18 protein-coding genes and 1 pseudogene are annotated in these 18,608 nt (G+C 43.5%); 4 read left to right on the top strand and 15 right to left on the bottom strand.

What is annotated here, in order from left to right:
* Window positions 1-84: 84 nt before the first annotated feature.
* The 4 genes from PBV53_RS01260 (at window position 85) to PBV53_RS01275 (ending at window position 3,294) form a co-directional block, all read left to right on the top strand.
* Window positions 85-822 carry a fumarylacetoacetate hydrolase family protein gene (locus PBV53_RS01260; RefSeq protein WP_270095375.1) on the top strand — a complete coding sequence of 246 codons (738 nt, stop codon included), beginning with the start codon at window positions 85-87 and terminating at the stop codon, window positions 820-822.
* Window positions 822-1,121, top strand: a complete 300-nt coding sequence (locus PBV53_RS01265; RefSeq protein ID WP_250868443.1) for a hypothetical protein — start codon at window positions 822-824, stop codon at window positions 1,119-1,121. The genes PBV53_RS01260 and PBV53_RS01265 overlap by 1 nt, the downstream gene beginning before the upstream one ends.
* 67 nt (window positions 1,122-1,188) lie before the next feature.
* Window positions 1,189-2,898: a glutamate--tRNA ligase gene (locus tag PBV53_RS01270; RefSeq protein WP_270095376.1), complete on the top strand. Its 1,710-nt coding sequence runs from the start codon at window positions 1,189-1,191 to the stop codon at window positions 2,896-2,898.
* A gap of 63 nt (window positions 2,899-2,961) precedes the next feature.
* Window positions 2,962-3,294, top strand: a complete 333-nt coding sequence (locus tag PBV53_RS01275; RefSeq protein ID WP_270095377.1) for a hypothetical protein — start codon at window positions 2,962-2,964, stop codon at window positions 3,292-3,294.
* 240 nt (window positions 3,295-3,534) lie between these two features.
* Here the strand turns inward: PBV53_RS01275 and PBV53_RS01280 are convergent.
* From PBV53_RS01280 to hisS, 15 genes and pseudogenes are all read right to left on the bottom strand, one after another.
* Window positions 3,535-4,137 (bottom strand): annotated as a pseudogene (locus PBV53_RS01280) (30S ribosomal protein S3ae); the annotation flags it as partial.
* 169 nt (window positions 4,138-4,306) lie between these two features.
* A complete protein-coding gene (locus PBV53_RS01285) occupies window positions 4,307-5,815 on the bottom strand; it encodes a serine--tRNA ligase (RefSeq protein WP_270095379.1) in 1,509 nt (502 codons plus the stop codon).
* 173 nt (window positions 5,816-5,988) lie between these two features.
* The gene (locus tag PBV53_RS01290; protein ID WP_270095380.1) at window positions 5,989-6,543 is read right to left on the bottom strand and encodes a uracil-DNA glycosylase; all 555 of its coding nucleotides are present in this window, start codon (window positions 6,541-6,543) and stop codon (window positions 5,989-5,991) included.
* The gene (locus tag PBV53_RS01295; RefSeq protein ID WP_270095381.1) at window positions 6,540-6,779 is read right to left on the bottom strand and encodes a KEOPS complex subunit Pcc1; all 240 of its coding nucleotides are present in this window, start codon (window positions 6,777-6,779) and stop codon (window positions 6,540-6,542) included. The genes PBV53_RS01290 and PBV53_RS01295 overlap by 4 nt, the downstream gene beginning before the upstream one ends.
* 9 nt (window positions 6,780-6,788) lie before the next feature.
* Window positions 6,789-8,102 (bottom strand): RecJ family nuclease, encoded by a 1,314-nt coding sequence (recJ, locus tag PBV53_RS01300; protein WP_270095382.1) that lies wholly within the window; start codon window positions 8,100-8,102, stop codon window positions 6,789-6,791.
* Window positions 8,103-8,157: 55 nt separating this feature from the next.
* Complete coding sequence (gene glmU / locus PBV53_RS01305; RefSeq protein WP_270095383.1) at window positions 8,158-9,348, bottom strand: bifunctional sugar-1-phosphate nucleotidylyltransferase/acetyltransferase; 1,191 nt, start codon at window positions 9,346-9,348, stop codon at window positions 8,158-8,160.
* Entirely contained in the window at window positions 9,345-10,646 is a 1,302-nt protein-coding gene (gene glmM / locus PBV53_RS01310; protein WP_270095384.1) for a phosphoglucosamine mutase, read from the bottom strand. Before glmM ends, glmU (PBV53_RS01305) begins: the two co-directional genes overlap by 4 nt.
* A 19-nt stretch (window positions 10,647-10,665) precedes the next feature.
* Complete coding sequence (gene glmS, locus PBV53_RS01315; RefSeq protein WP_270095385.1) at window positions 10,666-12,510, bottom strand: glutamine--fructose-6-phosphate transaminase (isomerizing); 1,845 nt, start codon at window positions 12,508-12,510, stop codon at window positions 10,666-10,668.
* 11 nt (window positions 12,511-12,521) lie between these two features.
* Window positions 12,522-13,739, bottom strand: a complete 1,218-nt coding sequence (glmU, locus tag PBV53_RS01320) for a bifunctional sugar-1-phosphate nucleotidylyltransferase/acetyltransferase (RefSeq protein ID WP_270095386.1) — start codon at window positions 13,737-13,739, stop codon at window positions 12,522-12,524.
* Window positions 13,740-14,007: 268 nt separating this feature from the next.
* The gene (locus PBV53_RS01325; protein ID WP_270095387.1) at window positions 14,008-14,466 is read right to left on the bottom strand and encodes a 30S ribosomal protein S15; all 459 of its coding nucleotides are present in this window, start codon (window positions 14,464-14,466) and stop codon (window positions 14,008-14,010) included.
* Window positions 14,467-14,622: 156 nt separating this feature from the next.
* Complete coding sequence (locus PBV53_RS01330; RefSeq protein WP_270095388.1) at window positions 14,623-15,630, bottom strand: DUF7284 family protein; 1,008 nt, start codon at window positions 15,628-15,630, stop codon at window positions 14,623-14,625.
* A gap of 4 nt (window positions 15,631-15,634) precedes the next feature.
* On the bottom strand, window positions 15,635-16,120 hold the full coding sequence (locus PBV53_RS01335) for a hypothetical protein (RefSeq protein ID WP_270095389.1): 486 nt from the start codon (window positions 16,118-16,120) through the stop codon (window positions 15,635-15,637).
* Window positions 16,107-16,703: a hypothetical protein gene (locus PBV53_RS01340; protein ID WP_270095390.1), complete on the bottom strand. Its 597-nt coding sequence runs from the start codon at window positions 16,701-16,703 to the stop codon at window positions 16,107-16,109. Before PBV53_RS01340 ends, PBV53_RS01335 begins: the two co-directional genes overlap by 14 nt.
* Window positions 16,700-17,182 (bottom strand): hypothetical protein, encoded by a 483-nt coding sequence (locus PBV53_RS01345; protein WP_270095391.1) that lies wholly within the window; start codon window positions 17,180-17,182, stop codon window positions 16,700-16,702. The genes PBV53_RS01340 and PBV53_RS01345 overlap by 4 nt, the downstream gene beginning before the upstream one ends.
* A 7-nt stretch (window positions 17,183-17,189) precedes the next feature.
* The gene (gene hisS, locus PBV53_RS01350) at window positions 17,190-18,425 is read right to left on the bottom strand and encodes a histidine--tRNA ligase (RefSeq protein ID WP_270095392.1); all 1,236 of its coding nucleotides are present in this window, start codon (window positions 18,423-18,425) and stop codon (window positions 17,190-17,192) included.
* Between the last annotated feature and the right edge of the window lie 183 nt (window positions 18,426-18,608).

Here is an 18,608-nt window from a genome sequence, read left to right on the forward strand (position 1 = left end):
AATATTTTTGTAAGGCATTGGCTGATAAATATTTTATACTACAATTCTGTTCTTTAGTACAATTAGAACAGAGAATGTGCAATTATGATGGGTCGATTTAAACACGATGAGTATATTTTCTACGGTGAACTGAGCAGTGATGGGAATCTTGTGACTTCCCTATCTCACGATGGCGGAACTTTTGAGATGTCCGAGCTTGCTTTGCTTCCACCTGCTAAACCTTCTAAGATAGTCTGCATTGGTCTGAACTATATTGACCATGCTATCGAACTTGGCATGGATGTTCCTACCGAGCCTGTCATATTCATGAAGCCACCTTCTTCGGTCATAGGGTCTGGCGATAAAATAGTATATCCTGCAATGAGTCAGCGTGTGGATTATGAAGCGGAGCTTGCAGTCGTTATTGGGAAGAGGTGCAGGAACATCGATCACGAGGATGCAAGTGATGTCATTGTGGGGTATACATGCTTTAATGATGTGACTGCTCGGGACCTGCAGCAGAAAGATGGGCAGTGGACACGTGCAAAGAGCTTTGATACTTTTGCTCCTCTGGGTCCGTTCATTGTTCCGGAAGAGGACTTCGATCCCAGTGATGTTTCTATTAAATGCAGGGTGAATGGCGAAGTACGACAGGATTCCAGTACTTCGAACCTCATATTTGACATACCGCATCTGATAGAGTTTATATCGGATATAATGACATTAGAGATAGGTGACGTTATTTCTACCGGTACTCCACCTGGTGTGGGGGAACTGCTGCGCGGGGATGTTGTTGAAGTCGAGATCGAAGGTATAGGCACTTTGGTGAATGAGGTAATATAATGCTATTTGACCAGATCAACAGAGAACTTGAGCTTACTGAACGACATTTGCTTGTTCTTAAAAAGGTCATTGAGAAGGGGCCTATCGGTATATTAAAACTTGCTGAAGAGACAGGGATGCCTACGCATAAGGTCAGATATTCTTTGCGTGTCCTTGAACAGGAACATCTCATAAAGCCATCATCTCATGGTGCTACTGCCGGAGATCTTGCAGAAGATTTCATTGGGAAGTTCGAGGATAATATAGGTAATATACTGGAGAAGCTAACACAGATAAGGCAGATCGGGTTTAAGTTCTGATCGATCTTTGCTTTTAATTATAATTTATTATGTTCAATAATTCATTTGATCCTATGAGGGTATTTAGATGACCTTAAGTGATGAAGATAAGATTACTATCGAGAAATTTGCGCTTCAAAACGCTGTTAAATATGGAAAAGCACCTCAACTTGGAGCTGTTATGGGAAAGGTCATGGGTTCATGTCCTCATCTTCGTCCTCTTTCAAAAGAGGTTGGTCCTGTTATTCAGCATGTCCTTGATGAGGTCATGAAAGAGGGGCCTGAAGAATGGCAGGCAAGACTTGAAGTGATAGCGCCTGAACTTATTGAGGAGCTGAACACGAAAAAGGAGCCTGATAAAGGGCTTAAGCCTCTGGATGTCAAGGAAGGCGAGAGCGTTGTAATGCGGTTTGCACCGAATCCGAATGGACCGCCAACTCTTGGTAGTACCCGTGGTATCGTTGTGAACTCGGAATATGTCAAGAGGTATGGTGGCAAGTTCATCATTAGATTTGATGACACAGATCCTCAGACCAAGCGTCCTATGCTTGAAGCATATGACTGGTACCTCGAGGATTGCGAGTGGCTTGATGCAAAACCGGATGAGGTGGTCATCGCTTCTGACAATATGGAGGTCTATTATGACTATGCGAGACAGCTCCTCGAGATGGGACACGCTTATGTGTGTTTCTGTGAAGGAGGTGACTTCAAGAAGTTCAAGGATGCTAAGGAGCCATGTCCTCATAGGGACCATGCACCGGAAGTGAATCTTGAGCACTGGGACAAGATGCTTGCAGGCGAATATGAGGAGAAGGCTGCGGTCGTGAGGATAAAGACCGATATCGAACATAAAGACCCTGCAATACGTGATTTTGGTGCTTTCAGGATAGTAAAGACAGCTCATCCCCGGCCTGAAGTTGACGATAAATATGTCGTATGGCCATTGCTTGATTTCGAGGGTGCAATCGAGGACCATGTGCTTGGTATGACCCATATTATCCGTGGTAAGGACCTGATGGACAGTGAAAAACGTCAGGGCTATATCTATAATTATCTGGGCTGGGAATATCCGAAGACAACTCATTGGGGCCGTGTGAAAATGCATGAGTTCGGTAAGTTCAGCACAAGTGGTTTGCGCCAGTCCATCGAGGATGGCGAATACTCCGGTTGGGATGATCCAAGGTTGCCTACGCTTCGTGCTCTCAGAAGAAGGGGTATCAAGCCTGAAGCTATCCGTAAGTTCATGATCGATATGGGCGTTGGTGAAACTGATGTCAGTCTCAGCATGGACACTCTCTATGCGGAGAACAGGAAGATCATCGACACTATTGCTAACAGGTACTTCTTTGTGTGGGACCCTGTGGAGCTTGATGTCGAGGATGCGGTATGTTGCACTGTGAATCCATCCCTTCATCCTTCTGAGGATAGGGGAGTGCGTTGCATTGATATCGGTTCAAAGTTGCTGGTATGCAAGAGCGATATCGAGTCTGCTGAAGTGGGCGATATGTTGCGTATGAAAGACCTGTATAATATCGAGATCACTTCTGTATCACCGTTGAAATGTAAATGTATCGGTGATTCAATGGAAGATGCAAAGAGCAACAAGATGCGTATAATCCACTGGGTGCCTGAAGATGGTATTCCTGTGAAAGTACTTGCTCCACAAGGTGAATTTATCGGTATAGGTGAAAAGCAGATCGTGGATGAACTTGACAATGTTGTTCAGTTCGAAAGATTTGGCTTCTGCCGTATCGATTCTGTGGATGATGGCGTTGTCGCTTATTTCACCCACAAGTAAGTTCAAAGTGTATGAACGAGACCGGTCTTTCCGGTCTCTTGCTTTTTAATTTTGAGTGGTAGTATGGATTGGGGTAAGTGGAAAAGGTATTATGGTGTAAAGCTTAGGGTCGCTGCATTCATTTTTGGTATTATTGGCTGGTTCCTTCTTTTTGTTTCTATTTTCGGGTCACATTTTGAGCAGCAGCTCTTAGGTTTGGAAATGGTTACAGGATCAATGACTTTTACAATTGGGATAAAGCTTGTAATATTCTCAGCTATCATTTCAATTGTGAAATTCCAGAATGTTATTATGGAAAAGCTGGAAGGGCGTCAAATGTTATTCTCTTTCCTGAAAAAAGCTTATGCTACAGCAGTTTTCGGATGCATTTTCTGGATCATCATTCTATTGATCTGATGTGTCCGAATTGAAATAACTTATAAGAAGTCAAAAAAGGTTAAAGCGGTGACCGAAAGGCCACCATATATATTTTGAAGATCACTCTTCAGTAGGTTTTTCAGGTGCAACTTCTTCAACAGGTGTTTCAGCTACAACTTCTTCAACAGGTGTTTCAGCTACAACTTCTTCAACAGGTGTTTCAACTACAACTTCTTCAACAGGTGCTTCAGTTACAACTGGTTCAACAGGTGTAATAGATGCGACTGCCATGCGATGTGGAGGAACTACCTGAACTTCGGTCTTCCTGATCTCTACTCTTCTGAGTGGATAAATGGACTTTGCTTTCCTGTATATGTTTGCGGAAAGTTTACCGACAATAGCCTCTTCGACAAACTGCTCGAAGTCGAGTTCAGATGCGCGCTTTGCTGTTGTTTCGGTCATGATGTCCCTGAGTGCCTTGATCTGGCTTGTCCTTGCTCTCTTTACAGTGAAGCAGATAGGTTTAACCCTGATCTTGTAGCCATCCTTTGTCTTGACATTAAGGTTAGTGTCGATCCTGGATGTCTGGCGTTTTACAATGGAACGGAGGTAGTCGGTTGTGATCTCGTGACCGATGAACCTTGTATTTGCAACATCGCCTGTGACGTTGTCGATCTCTAACTTAAGTTTTATGTTGTGTTTTGAGAAATCGTTGGTAAGTTCGCCAACGGTGGTTTCTACAATACGACCAATAAGACTTTCCGGATCGTCAGTTGGAGTTAAACCGATGTGGTTGCTACCAATGAACTTTGGTGCTACGATGTTATACCACTGTTTTAATTTCCACTTATCTAATTTCCTTTGTACTCTCTTTTTAGCCAAGTAATTCCTCCTGTGTGATTATTATTGATGTGTTCGACCAATTCCTTGATCGAACGAAGATATGATGTTCGTGATTCTGACCGGTAAAATTCCCGTTTGATAGGTTAATTAATAGCGTGCCTATACTGTAGGCGTCTATATATAAATAAATCGGTACATGAAAGGGATATCACAGGAAGCGAATTCCCTTTGGTACCTCTCCTACCCTTTTTCTGAACTCCTCTGGCCAGTTTACGGGGTCTAGTCCCTTCTGTGCAAAGAACGCAGATGCCCAGCGTTCAAGTCCTACACCTGAACAACCAGACCACAGTTCTTCACCGGTCTGGGATTTCACATTGAAACCTGATGGATACTTATTGCCATTGATACTGACGTTCTGGAACTCCAGCCATTCCCCGTCATCTCCTCTGTATGGCATTGGTGCCTCATAGTCGGTGGTACCTGCCTCACCCTGCTCAGAAAGCCCTGTAAGCCCTTCCTGTGCCATGAACCATGGGGTTACCCAGGCCTTTCTCCATTCGAGGTCAAGTATCTCATTGAATATGTGCATGTATCTCTCATGCAGCTTCTTGGCTGTCTCAATGACCTGCTCCTTGGTACCGAGCCATACTATCTCTACACGGTGGAACTCGTCCACACGTTCCATGCCGTGAATTCCGCCACTCTCATAGCGGTGTGATGTTCCGGACTTGTCAAAGACCTTTATTGGGAACTCCTCGGTAGGTATGGTCTCTCCCTGCAGATACATCCAGAAAGGTGGGCACTGTGCATAACACAGGCCACCGATGGGGTCACCGATCTTTGATTTGATAAGCTCGGTAGGCACTTCATGTGTGACCTTGTAATGGTCGGATACCTCTTCCCAGTATGCAGGGTCCCTTGTCTTTGGGGGGCATACATAGTATATCTCAGGGTAGACACCCTTTGCATGACCGGATTTCTGCCAGACCTCCCATGGAACAAGTTTCGGGAAGATCATTTCTCTGTATCCAAGAGGTTCAAGAAGCTCATCATAGACTATCTTCTCAAATGTCCTGAACATCTTTGTGGACTGCGGGCCGTGTATCCATTGACCACGGCTTGCACCCCGCTTGATCCATCCATGTTTCATCATTTCCTGAGTAGGGTCTCCGGCGAACGTGTGTTCCTTCTTGTCACTTTCCCAGAGGATCTGCCAGTGTTCCGCTTTGCCGCCATAATCCTTTGCCCTGACCTTCTCTTCCATAAGGGTAAGTATCCTGTCAGGAATACGTCTCTCAAGCTCGGATTCTCCAACATCCAGCTCAAGAATAAGGCCACCCTCGACTTTTGAGATATTGCTCACGTGAGGGATGTTCATATTGCCAATTTCCCCTTCCGATGGCATTGTTATAGTAAACTCCTTGACATCGACACCGCGAATGCCGATACGGAAATCCTTTCCAAGCTTGGCAGCAAGTGGCTTTTTCAGGCGCATTATTGCATCGTGTGCCCTGACATACCTTCCGGATTCAATGGTGAGCTCGATACTTCCGTCCACAATATCCCATTGTGTTATCTTCGCTCCCTGTCCTTCAGGTGCTCCTTTTTTAAGGATGGTATTGTTTGCCTCATCAAAATACTGGGCAATAACTTCCTTTGCACCGGTTGGGTCGGCACTGGTTTTGAATGCTCCTTTAAGATTGAATTTAAGTTCCATACATTTTTCCTCTTGAAACTGACCGTGATAAGATGGACCACTCATACTATTTCTGATAATTAGTAAATAGTGGTCTAATTAATTGGATCTGATCGCTAACGAACAGTTATGAAATAGGCTTTAGATTTAATAATTTTTCCAACAAAAGCAGGTGGATACTGGAATGAATATGATCATTCATTTTCCCAGAGATGGCGATTCTCATCAAGGAATCTATGCTGGTCTTCTGTCCTTGACCTTGTATAGATCAATGCTGCCGGATGGAATATCTTCAGTACATTCTTGCCTTCAAGCATCTCAACAGCTCCCCAGTCCATCTTATGGCCACTGCAAAATGCTTTCTCTGCAGTGTTCCCAAGCAGGACTATAAGGTTCGGGTCAAGCAGTTGGATCTGTCTGGTCAGGAAAGGTTTACAGCAATCCAGCTCCTTTTTGTTGGGATTGCGGTTATTTGGTGGCCTGCACTTGATAGTATTGATGACAGCCCAGTCAGAACTTTCAAGTCCCATATATTCAATAAGCTCATCCAGTATCTTCCCTGCACGACCACAGAAAGGCACGCCTGTTTCGTCTTCGTTCTTCCCTGGTGCTTCACCTATGAAAAGCACTTTCGGCTCATCCGAACCTTTGCGTACGACCTTGTTAATGACCGTTTCAGAAAGAGGGCATGCTGTACAATCAAGGATGTCCTTCTCCACATCCTCTAATGTTGTCCATTCGTTTTTCATTCTTTGTCCTCTATCTCACATATCACATCTTCAGCTATCTTTGCGTTCATCAAGAGATCATCAACAGTTGCTATCAGGGATGATATCTTCTCGGTCCTGATCGTAATAACAGCTTTTCCCTCTCCGATCTCAGTTCCCATGTTCGAGAGATTGTCCGGTTTCAATGAAAGGGCGACCTTTTCAGCGATGCTGGGTGCATCAGTACTGATAAACTCAAGAGTGGTGGATATTTTCATGTTCTCACATCAGGAAAGCTGTTCAGCAACGATGTCATCCACAAGAGCAATGAACTTCTCTATCTTTTCCGGTTCTACAGAAGCTCCGGATGCGATATTGTGTCCGCCACCTTGTCCGCCAACCGCATCAGCCGCTGTTCGCATGGCATATGCAAGGTCAAGCCCTTTGCTAACAAGTTCTCTTGTCCCTCTTGATGATATCTTCACTTTACCTTCCACCTTGTTAATGGCAACAAAAGGCATATCGGGATGGATGTATCGTATGACAGTGCTTGCTATCATCCCTGTGGACTCGAGGTCATCACCTATCAGATAATAGATACTCTTCCCCTTTTGCAATAGTCCTTCAGCTTTAATTATATCATTGACAATTGCTTTCTGGCTCTGGATGGTCATTTCCTTTGCTTCGTCAAGGGTGGAATCGTCTCTCATGCAAAGAGAGAGTGCCAGTCCTGGAACTTTCTGTTTTCCACAAGTGTTCATTATGGCAACAAGATCATAGACGTTCTTCACAACTTCATTGTTCAGAACATAAACGTCACCCACAGCAGCATCGATAGCTTCAGGACTTGCTCTTTTTGTAAGCTTCAATACAATGGTCGATATCAGCTTTTGCAGTTTATCATTGTCCATTGATTCGATGTCGCCATGTATCTCGAGCATGTCAAGGAAACTGTCTATCTTTTCACGATCTCCTGTGATGTCAAGATAAGGCTCGGGTGTATTCTCAAGTATCTCTGCAATGTCACCACTGCCTACTTTCAATCCCTTCTTGATGGAAACGACTCCAGCTTCCACAGCCTCGTCCAGTATTATCTTGTTCGCCGTTTCAAAAAGCTGCTTATCCCCAACTGCGCCTGCAATTGCAATGCCGGCAAGGTCTACATTTTCATGATCAAGCCCCTTTGCTACTAGGTATGTAGTGGTAGCTCCGCATAGGTGGACAGCACCATCGATGCCGAACATATGCGGATTTATCATGGCCTTGGCAGGTGAATCTCCGACCGGTTTATGGTGGTCGATGACAATTGTATCGTGCAGTACCTTTCCAATGATATCTGGCTGACCGCTGCCCATGTCGCAGAAGATAACGATATCTCCTTCATTAGTTGTCTCATTGACCATTTCGGCAACACTGTCATCGAGCCGGCTTACGATCGTAAGGTGATATGGTATGTTCTTCCTGAGGAGCGCCTGGCAGATGATAGCAGCAGATGATATTCCGTCCGCATCGTTATGGGAAATAACACGTGCATGGCTGTATTCTTCTATAATATCTGCTATCTGCTCTGCAAGTTCGCTTATTTTTTGCATTTCTATCAATCAGATCACCCGTATGTACAACCTTAAATACATAAATAACAACACAGATCCGGCGTTATCGAACGACCTCTCCGGGTCTGGTATAGCTTCTACTTTCCATAACGGTTCCAACGTTGATACTGGAATTTATTCCTGTGTGAACGTCATCACCCATTATGACCCCAAGTTTCCTTCTTCCAGAATCCGTTAGTTTGCCTTTAATTTTCACCTTGATGTTCTTACCATCATGGCGTAGATTGGCAACCTTAGTTCCGGCACCGAAATTACACTTTCGGCCTATAATACTGTCTCCCAGATACGTGAGGTGTCCTATATTCGTACCATCCATTATTATGCTGTTCTTCACTTCAACGGCATTTCCGATATGCACATCATTTCCAATGGCAGTTGAAGGGCGTATGAAACAATTAGGTCCTATGTCACAATCATCTCCGATTATCACCGGTCCGATAATGTATGCGCCATTGCGTATCAGAGTTCCTCTGCCAATACTCACATCCCCGATAAGGGTGGCATTGGGTTCAATGACTCCTTTTACGGTAGGTTCCATTCGGTTTAAAAGGACTGCGTTCGCATCCAGCATGTCCCAAGGCCTTCCGATATCTATCCACTCTTCTTCCAGTATCTCATATCCGACATCTGCATCACTGTTGATGAGCATCTGGAGGGAATCGGTTATCTCGTATTCCTCTCTTGGTGACAATGTCGTTTGTTCGATAAGGTCGAAGATGGTTTCGCTGAAAAGATAGATTCCGGCATTTGCAAGGTCTGTTGGTGGGAACTCTGGCTTTTCTATAATATTTATGATCTTATTCCCATCAGTTTCAATAACGCCAAAATCCGATGGATTGTCCACACGTTTTACAGTTATTACTGCATCTTCCTTCCTTTCGATCATGTGGCTGATGTGGTCGGAACTGACCAGTACATCGCCATTCAGGACTATGAACTTGTCTTTGACATGACCCTTTGCATATCCGATAGCGTTTGCAGTGCCAAGTTGCTCTTCCTGATGGACATGGTCAATTATAACATTCCATCTATCGCCATTTCCAAAATATTGCTCGATGACTTCTTCATGATATCCTGTGATAAAAACGAATCCGTCAATTCCTGCTTCGATGGCAGAATCCACTATATGCTCTAACATGGGCTTGTTGGCGACAGGAAGCATGACCTTTGGAATGGATGATGTCAAAGGGCGCATTCGGGTGCCTTCTCCCGCCGCAAGTATGACAGCTTTCAATTAAGGGCCTCCTTGATAATGTTCTCTGCCATGCTGAACAATCTATCAGCACCTTCTCTTGCTTCGGCTGTGATCCTTATCTTCGGTTCTGTCCCTGAAGGTCTCACAAGAACCCATCCGTTATCCATTTCCACGCGTATTCCATCGATGTCAGATATATTCCCGCATTTATCGAGTTTTGAATGGACAACTTCCATAACATGCGCTTTCCTTTCGTTGTCACATTTCACTGTGCCGCGATATGTTGGATAATGGGGTAATTCTTCTTTAAGCTCTGACAATGTTCTGCTCTCTATAAGCTCCATTATCTTTGCAGAAGCGAATATCCCATCCGGACAATAGGATATCTTCGGGAAGATCCAGCTTCCGGAAGGTTCTCCTCCAATATCTGCGTTGCATTTTTTGATCTCTTCTGCAACGTAGACATCTCCGACCCTTGTACGAATCACAGTTGAGCTGGGCAGGGCATCGTCCACCATCATCGAGGTATCCACGGGTACGACAATTTTAGCACCTTCATCGCATTCATGTCTGGCAAAAAGTGCAAGCATCTCATCGCCGGTAATGAACTCTCCCTTCTCGTCGATCGCCATCATCCTGTCTGCATCGCCATCCTGGGCAATGCCAATATCTGCACCGAATTCTTTTACGGCTGTTTTGAGCAGGGTAAGGTTCGCATCGTTGGGTTCGGGATTGCGTGCCGGGAAGTAACCGTCAGGTTGGGAATTAAGGGTGATGACCTCACAGCCCATTTTACGGAGCACATATGGAGTTATCGTGCTACCTGCACCGCATCCGCAGTCAATGATAACACGTTTTGATGACCTTTTGACATTCTGCAATATCATGTTGGTGTGCTGGCGGATTGCATTCGCATCTTCTGACACATTGCCTATTTTGTCCCAACTGACAGGTTCGAAATCTTCTATTTCTATGCAGTCCTCTATCTCTTCCTGCTGGCTGGAATCAAAGGCCATTCCATCAGGGTTCCATAACTTTATTCCTACATATTCTGCGGGATTATGGGATGCAGTTATCATTACTCCACAATCATAGTCCTTTGTTGCATATGCAAGGGTTGGCGTACTGACCATTCCGATACGTACAACATCACAGCCTGCTGAAAGAAGCCCGGAAATTATGGCATGTTCTATCATTTCTCCTGCAATGCGGGGGTCACGACCTACAACTGCACTCCTTTTTGTTTTACCGAGTGCAAGACCTACCTTCAGGGCAAGGTCTGTTGTAACTTCCTTATTGGTAATTCCTCTTATTCCAGATGATCCGAATAATTTCATATGATAGCTCCATTTTTCCTTATTCAACAGTTACGCTTTTTGCAAGGTTCTTCGGTTTGTCTATAGAGCAGTCTCTTGCAAGGGCGGTATAATATGCAAGCAATTGCAGTACAACGGATGACAGTATTGGTGCAAGCATCTCATGTGTCGGTGGAATGCGCAGCACATGGTCAACATATTTCTCTATCTCCGTATCACCTTTTTCTGCTACGGCAATGACCATGGCTTCTCTTGCCTTTACTTCCTTTATGTTGCTCAATATCTTGTCATAGACATGCCCCTTTGTAGCAATTGCGACAACGGGGGTTCCCTTATCAAGAAGGGCCAGTGGTCCGTGCTTTAATTCTCCGCCGGCAAAGCCTTCGGCATGTATGTATGATATTTCTTTGAGCTTTAGTGCACCTTCCAGTGCAACTGGATAGTTCACATTTCTTCCAACAAAGAAATAATCCCTCTCTTCTGCGAAGATCTCAGCACATTCACGGATCTCCGCTTTGTGGTTCAATATCTTCTGTATCTTTCCCGGAATCCTTTTAAGTTCTATCAGCAGGTCCTTTGCTTCATTTGTGTTGATGGTTCCTCTGGCTCTTGCAAAGCGTATGGAAAGTAAATAAAGCACTATAAGCTGGGCTGTGAACGTCTTTGTGGCGGCAACCCCTATCTCTGGCCCTGCTCTTGTATATAGGACGCTGTCGACAACTCTTGTTATGCTGCTACCAACAACATTGGTAATAGCAATGGAACTACAACCGTAAGCTTTGCAGCTTTTGACGGCTGCAAGGGTATCTGCTGTTTCACCGGATTGCGTTATAGCAATTGAGAGGACATTATGTCTCATTATCGGATTGCCGTATCGGAACTCTGAGGCGATGTCTACATCAGTGTGTATTCCGGCAAGGTTCTCAAAAAAGTATTTTCCTAGAAGTCCTGCATTCCATGATGTTCCGCAGGCAATTATCTCTATCCTGTCAATATTCCTGATCTCTTCGTCGGATATGTTCAATTCTTCCAGATTGACCGAACCGTCAAGTTCGGACAGCTTTCCTGCGAACGTGTCATGCACAGAAGTCGCTTGCTCGTGTATCTCTTTAAGCATGAAGTGCTCATAGCCTGCTTTTTCTGCTGCTTCGATATCCCATTCGATGGTAGTTGTTTCCTTTTCTATCACATTTCCGTCGATGTCGTAAAATTCAACTCCACTTGGTTGCATTTTAACGAGGTTCAGATCATCTACAAAAACGACTTTTTTTGTGTGACTTAGAAAAGCTGTAACGTCAGATGCTGCGTAGTATTCACCATCCCCTATACCTATTATCAGAGGGCTATCTTTTCTGGCTGCCAGCATGGTATCAGGTTCACTGCCACAAACGGTGGTGATGGCATATGATCCTTCTAATTCTTTTAATGTCTGTTGAAGTGCAGTGAATAGGTCGCATGTCTTTTCGGTATTGTTTGCACTGCCATATAATTTTGAATGCATCAGATGTGCAATGACCTCTGTGTCAGTTTCAGAGAGGAATTTATATCCTTTTTTTTGTAATTGTTCTTTTATGTTCAGGTAATTCTCAATGATCCCATTATGGACTACGGATATATCACCTGAGTTGTGTGGGTGGGAGTTGACGGTACTTGGTACTCCATGTGTGGCCCAGCGTGTGTGTCCAATGCCGATGTTTCCCTTTATGTCGTCCTTAAGTATTTTTTCAAGATCTTTTATTCTGCCTATGGTCTTGTATGTAGTTATATTTTCATTTAGTAGTGTTATGCCTGCGGAGTCATAACCTCTGTATTCAAGTTTTTTCAATGACTCTACTAATATGGGGGCAGCATCCCGCGTTCCTACATATCCTATAATTCCGCACATTTTAATACCTCTTAGACCACAATGGAATTTTCAGGCAAATTCCGGGATATTATCTTTCCTGAATCGATATTGCAGTTCGATGATATCATTGCTCCAGCTTTGACAAGCACCCGGTGGCCTATTATGTTGTCATCACCTGTGATGGTCCCAAGTTTATCGGCAGTTTGTATCTCTTCTTCCATTTCGATCTTGAGATTCTCTTTGTCCTCTGTGATGAAGTAAGGTCCAATGAAATTGTTCATTCCTATTACGGAGTTGGCTATGTTTGAATGGTTTCCTATCCGTGTATTGTTCATAATGATGCTGTTCTGTATGTGGGTGAATGAGCTTATGGTTACGTTGTCCCCTATTGTGGTGGATGGGAGGATCACAACGGTTGGTGCGATCTCACAATTGTCTCCGATAAGGGCAGGTCCTACGATGTAGCATCCTGATCTTATTATCGTATTGTTTCCAATACTGACGTTTCCGCGAATTATGGCACCTTCTTCAACAGTACCTTTTATTTCATGTTCTTTGTACCTGTCAAGGACCATTGAATTGTCTTTTAATATGTCCCATGAAAAGATGGCATCACGCCATAGTGAATCTGTTATCACATGTTCTACCTGGATGCCATCATCGATCATCTGTTGCAATGTATCTGTTATTGCGTATTCTCCCATTTGGGATATGGGGGTTTGCTCGATCCTTTCAAAAATCTCCTGGTCGAACATGTATATGCCTGTGTTTACTACATGGCTGATCTCAAAGGTGGGTTTTTCAATTATCTTCTTTACTTTTTTGCCATCGCAAATGATGACGCCATATCCGCGAGTATGTTCTTTTCTCGCTGTTAATATGGTCGCATTTCCTTTGTGATTTTCCAGAAGGTCTTTGATGGTGCTTGTCTCTATTACGTTGTCGCCGTTGAGGACCAGGAATGTTTCGTCCTCTTCTTCCATAAGTTCTGCAACCTGCTTTATAGCATGTGCTGTTCCAAGCTGTGCTTTCTGGTGGACGTATGTTATGTTTATTCCAAAATCAATACCATCTTCAAAATAGTCCATTATACGTTCTCTTTCGTAGCCTACTACAATGATGAGGTCCTTTATCCCGTTTTTTGCGAGTGAGTCTATTACATGCTCTATTATTGGTTTATTTGCAACGGGCAGCATGACCTTTGAACGTGTCAGTGTGAGTGGCCTGCAACGTAGTCCTTCTCCGGCAGCCAAGATTACAGCTTTCATGACTTTTAGAGGTCATTCTAAGAATTTATATCTTGCCTTTTAGGGATTTATAGGAATCTTTAAGGATTCAACTGAATTCGTATGGCTGGATCTATGTTAATGGCAAGAGTACTAAGGATCATATGAGGGTCTGTCTACAGGAATAGTGATATGAATAGGACGTTATGCTGGTATTAGTAGTTGAAAGAATGTCAATAAATGTAAAAAAAGTAGATGGATGATCGGCATGAGCCGAACATCAATAAATTCACAAGAGTGGCCAGGCCACTTATCTTGTGATCAACATTTCTGCTGTTTCTGGTTTGTACTTCCAGTCAATAGGGAGTACCTTTGCGGACTGGTAGTATTTGACGAGCCTTCTGATCTTTGATTCAGCTGACTGCAATGATCTCTTGTTGTGTACATCCTTGTTGTTAACTACAAGGTGTTTACGCAATCCGATAGCCTTTACAATAAGGTTGTAGAGGTCTTCAGGTACGTTTGGTTCCTCGCTGTTGTCTCTCAGGATTTCTGTTACCTTCTTTCCTGTTGCGAGTTTGACATCAGGTACACCATAGTTGTCTCTGAGTACCATTCCAATAACACTTGTAGATTTGCCCTGTTTCCAGAGGTCAAGTACTACCTTTGTGATCTCTTCTGTTGTTGTTGTGGACCATGCTGGTGATTCTGATCTGATCGGCCTTGTTGAACCGGATTTTCCTTTTGTACGGGTATGCATTTTTGCCATAGCGTTCCTCCTGATGATTATAATGTTATATTCTATATATTATTGTTTTGAGTTTGTGCTCAAGTTAAAGGAACGTTGGGAACATTAACTTGAATCGGTACTGTGGCGAAGTGACCTTTATACGCTTGACATTTAATATAAAGGTTATTGTCTTGCTCACCATATGGAGAGGGTGATATCAACATATCCTTTATTGACCTTATTATAAATGGACTCTATCTGATCATCCCTGAGTTGTCTGGTCTTATTGATATCACTGGTATTTGCCATTTGGTATACTGTGTTATTTATCTCCTCTGCCATGCTGCTTTTTAGGTAGTTCGCAATATTATTTTGGTTGGCTCGGACCATCTCTTGTTCTGTAATTATTATTGTGTTGTTGTTGTTGAATTCAAAAGGGTACGCTGTATGGGGTATCATTTGTGCTGATAATAGTGCGGCAACATCGATAGTATTGTTGAAACTATCATAATATGTGCCGAATTTAGTTGTGTTCGAGGAGTTGATATATGTCGTGAGGGTCGTGTCGTTAATTGTATCCAGCAAGTAGCTTTTTGATGGTCTGTTATTTGTTGGCAGTGTCACCCTTGAACTTTGTTTTACTGCATCTATTGGCGGCTTGATGCCGACCGACATCGAGCTTTTGAGCGGATATCCCTCAACTGGCTCCCATGTGGTATGAAGTTGGTAGTTATATCGTCCGCCTATTCTTTTGTCAAGGTAGTTGGTGATGGCGATAGTTGTTTGTTCTTTGTGAGGGTCGACTATTGGTTCGATCGTTTGTGTGGTACCGCTATCATTGAATGATAGGGTGAGGATCAGATCTTCCGCTATTATTTCTGCAAATGTGCGGTGATTGTGTTGTTTATTAAATGGGTTGGCGGATGATCCATTTATCAGGGTGTCTATCAGGCTACTCGTTCCGTTGATGCCGGAATGTTCTGCCTCATAATAAAATTTGTCGATCTTGGTATTTAGGAGTGAACTTAATATGTGTGCTGTGAGATCCTGTTTTGCAGTATATTCTGCTGAATCGTACTGTCTTTCTGCCATGATGGATGGCATTAGTATTACTGTTGCAATGGATATCAGTGCAAGGAAGAATATTGCGTCCATTGTGGTCGAGAACGCATGCTGATCATGTATTATGTTCTTTTTTGGCATGTTCTCACCATTGATGTCCCCATGTTCGAACAGTCACTGTTCCTGTTATGTGCTGAGCAGGAGTTGTTTCGATGATGATAGGTATTGATGCCGCAATGAGATTACCTGTTTCTGGATATTCTTCTTTTTTTATTTCCCAGTGGTATTTTCCGTCATCTGTTCTAATATCTACTGAAAAATGGTTATTCGATGTGAACTTGCCAAAAAAGCGTTTATGCATCTCTGCATCTGTGATCGGTTCTGCAATAAGGTCTAATTCTTTGGCAGATATTATGTCAGGTCGACTTCCTCTAAGTTCATCCCATGAGGCAACACTTTCAGCTATTCTGGATGCTTCTTCATAGTTCTCGATGGAACTGCTTTGCTCATCATATGTTAGGTAGGCTTTTGACATGACTGCGGCAAAGATCACAAATCCAATGACTACCAATGCGGTTGCAATGATATCGTTATGAGGTTCGAGTATTGCACGCTCGTCACTGATAAACAAGCACAAGTTCAATTTTATTAACCTCTGTATTGTTTTTTAGATAAATTGGAGTTTTTTCAATATGTACTCTCTTTCCTGTATTTAATATTAATTCTTCTCTTCCTTTGATGGAGAGTATTTCCAGAACAGTTGCAGCTTTTACATCAATGGTGTGATCTTCGTTTCCGTCATTGCCATTGAAGTTGGTTGCAAGTATGTTTCTCAGGTCTTCCTCTTTCAATGGAATTGTTTTGAATGTCAGGGGTTTGACCGAGTAGAAGACAATTCCGTTGCGGTTTTTTTCCAGTCGCACATATTCGCCTGTAACTATGGCTCTGGCTATGTTCTTGTCATTGAATGTGTATGTTGCGTTCTTACGTATGCTGTTCAATGAACTGCTTCCAATGTCATCTATGGCATTTTTAAGTCCGAATGCTTCTGCATCCAGTTGGTCCTGGGCTTGTAAGTCATTGAAATCTGTTGAAAGCTGGTAGAATGCACTAAGTATCACTATGCTTGCGATCATGAGGGCTGCTTTCGATAATGTTAGGTCTATCCAGGCATTCTGATCTTTGTGGATGTGGGGGGTCTTGATGTTGGTCATGTTTCTGATATTTTGACAAATATTTTGCTGGTCCGAGTGTCTTTTTGGGTTTCAAGCTTTAGGGTGTGGGGGCCTGAATTTATGGTGTATGGTCCGTCCATGGCGAAATTTGAGAAAAGGGCTTTGGATCTGTATGTTTTATAACGGCTTCCGGTCTGGATGTAGTAATTGTTGGCGTTGGATGGCCAGAGTGTGTTGTCGGCTAATGTTCCCATGTGCATGGTCACGTCATCCGGTATCTCTATGTCTATATATATTGTGGATCCTGCGCCACGGAAATATATCTGCTCTGAGTTAGATATGAGTTTGCCGATCTCTATGAGTGCGATATCTTCATTCGCTTTTTCCTTCAGGTCGGCTATTGCGGTAATGGCAAGCCCCATTATCAACAGGACCAGTATGGCTGTTATCGTAAAACGAAGGGGTAGGGAATCGTCTGCCCTCTCGTCCTTTGTGAATGTTCTTTTTTTGGGTTGCATTATGTCTTTAACTGTTCTTTATTAGTTCAATGGCCTCATCCAGTGTTAGTTGTGACTGGTCCCCTATTTCCATGTTCTTCACAGTTAGTTTTCCTGACTCTATCTCTTTCTTTCCGACTATGACTGCGTAATCTGCTCCAATGTTGTTGGCATGGGATAGTTGTGTTTTGAAGTTGCGCTGCATTATGTCCAGGTAGACAGTCAGTTCCTTCCGCATGCTTGTTGCGACCTTGATGGCATCGGTGCGTGTTTCATCGGTAGCTATTATTACTACGCTCTTCTGCTTTTCGGGCATTATTTCGCACACTTCCATTATGCGATCGAATCCAAGTCCGAATCCTGTGGATGGTACATCTCCGCCGCCAAATAGTGGGATCAATTGGTATGAGCCTCCACCGCATACCTGATTTTGTGCGCCAAGTCCTTCTGCATATATTTCGAAGACCATTCCGGTGTAGTAGTCAAGGCCTCTTGCTATGCCAAGGTTGATGGAATAATCGATATCGTATGCGTCGAGGAATATCAGGATCTGTTCGAATTTATCTATTTCTTCGATGTCCCCTACTATTTCCCTTGCTTTTGCTATTGCATCTGTGCCTGTGACGCAGATAAGCTCCAGTAGGTTTCTTCTAAGCTCTACCGGGATGTTTATTTCTTCAAAGTAGTCCTCAAGTCCGGTATCATCCTTTTTGTCTACGAGGCGCATTATCTTGCTTTGTTGGTCGGGTTCGAGCTCTTTGAGCATGTGGCGGATTATTCCCAGGTGGCCTACGTGAAGGTCTCCTTTGATGCCTGCTGCGTTGAGCATGGTTGTTGCAAGGGCAATTATCTCGGCATCTGCGTCAGGGCGGTTGCTGCCTATAACTTCTACGCCGAATTGCCAGAATTCTCGGAACCTTCCTTTTTGTGGTCTTTCGTAACGGAAACAGTTCTCGAAATAGAATAGTTTTTGTGGTCTTGGGGTTGCCTGCATTTCGTTGACGTACATTCTCATGACCGGCGCGGTAAGTTCAGGACGTAGTGCCATCTTCCTGTCACCTTTGTCACTGAAATTATATAGTTCCCCGATAACGCCTTCACCGGATTTGAGGGTGAATAGCTCAAGATTCTCAAAGGTGGGGGTGATAACTTCTTTGTAGTCCCATTTGTTGACCACTTGTCTCATTATGTTCTCGACATTTCTCCTGCGAGCGGTCTCTTCTGGTAGGAAGTCCCTTGTTCCCCTTGGTTTGCTAACTTTCATTTTGATCGAATCCTAATGATATGGTAATTGTGTGATGTGGGTGGTACTACTTTTTTGTTAGTGTATATGTATGTAGGACCAATGATGTTTGCGTCTATAGTAACTGAATGATGTATTTTATATTTTCGATTATCATTTCTATATTTGAGGTCGATCGTTTAGGGGCTCCTCTATAATTATATA

The sequence above is a fragment of the Methanococcoides alaskense genome (assembly GCF_027594145.1).
Taxonomy (GTDB): domain Archaea; phylum Halobacteriota; class Methanosarcinia; order Methanosarcinales; family Methanosarcinaceae; genus Methanococcoides; species Methanococcoides alaskense.

What these genes read in the sequence shown, in the direction of transcription:
- PBV53_RS01295 (WP_270095381.1), bottom strand. Translation starts at nt 6,779, where the DNA reads ATGAAAATATCCACCACTCTTGAGTTTATCAGTACTGATGCACCCAGC.
- glmS (WP_270095385.1), bottom strand. Translation starts at nt 12,510, where the DNA reads ATGTGCGGAATTATAGGATATGTAGGAACGCGGGATGCTGCCCCCATA.
- hisS (WP_270095392.1), bottom strand. Translation starts at nt 18,425, where the DNA reads ATGAAAGTTAGCAAACCAAGGGGAACAAGGGACTTCCTACCAGAAGAG.
- PBV53_RS01330 (WP_270095388.1), bottom strand. Translation starts at nt 15,630, where the DNA reads ATGCCAAAAAAGAACATAATACATGATCAGCATGCGTTCTCGACCACA.
- PBV53_RS01290 (WP_270095380.1), bottom strand. Translation starts at nt 6,543, where the DNA reads ATGAAAAACGAATGGACAACATTAGAGGATGTGGAGAAGGACATCCTT.
- PBV53_RS01345 (WP_270095391.1), bottom strand. Translation starts at nt 17,182, where the DNA reads ATGCAACCCAAAAAAAGAACATTCACAAAGGACGAGAGGGCAGACGAT.
- PBV53_RS01340 (WP_270095390.1), bottom strand. Translation starts at nt 16,703, where the DNA reads ATGACCAACATCAAGACCCCCCACATCCACAAAGATCAGAATGCCTGG.
- PBV53_RS01265 (WP_250868443.1), top strand. Translation starts at nt 822, where the DNA reads ATGCTATTTGACCAGATCAACAGAGAACTTGAGCTTACTGAACGACAT.
- PBV53_RS01260 (WP_270095375.1), top strand. Translation starts at nt 85, where the DNA reads ATGATGGGTCGATTTAAACACGATGAGTATATTTTCTACGGTGAACTG.
- glmM (WP_270095384.1), bottom strand. Translation starts at nt 10,646, where the DNA reads ATGAAATTATTCGGATCATCTGGAATAAGAGGAATTACCAATAAGGAA.
- PBV53_RS01325 (WP_270095387.1), bottom strand. Translation starts at nt 14,466, where the DNA reads ATGGCAAAAATGCATACCCGTACAAAAGGAAAATCCGGTTCAACAAGG.
- PBV53_RS01285 (WP_270095379.1), bottom strand. Translation starts at nt 5,815, where the DNA reads ATGGAACTTAAATTCAATCTTAAAGGAGCATTCAAAACCAGTGCCGAC.
- PBV53_RS01275 (WP_270095377.1), top strand. Translation starts at nt 2,962, where the DNA reads ATGGATTGGGGTAAGTGGAAAAGGTATTATGGTGTAAAGCTTAGGGTC.
- PBV53_RS01270 (WP_270095376.1), top strand. Translation starts at nt 1,189, where the DNA reads ATGACCTTAAGTGATGAAGATAAGATTACTATCGAGAAATTTGCGCTT.
- glmU (WP_270095386.1), bottom strand. Translation starts at nt 13,739, where the DNA reads ATGAAAGCTGTAATCTTGGCTGCCGGAGAAGGACTACGTTGCAGGCCA.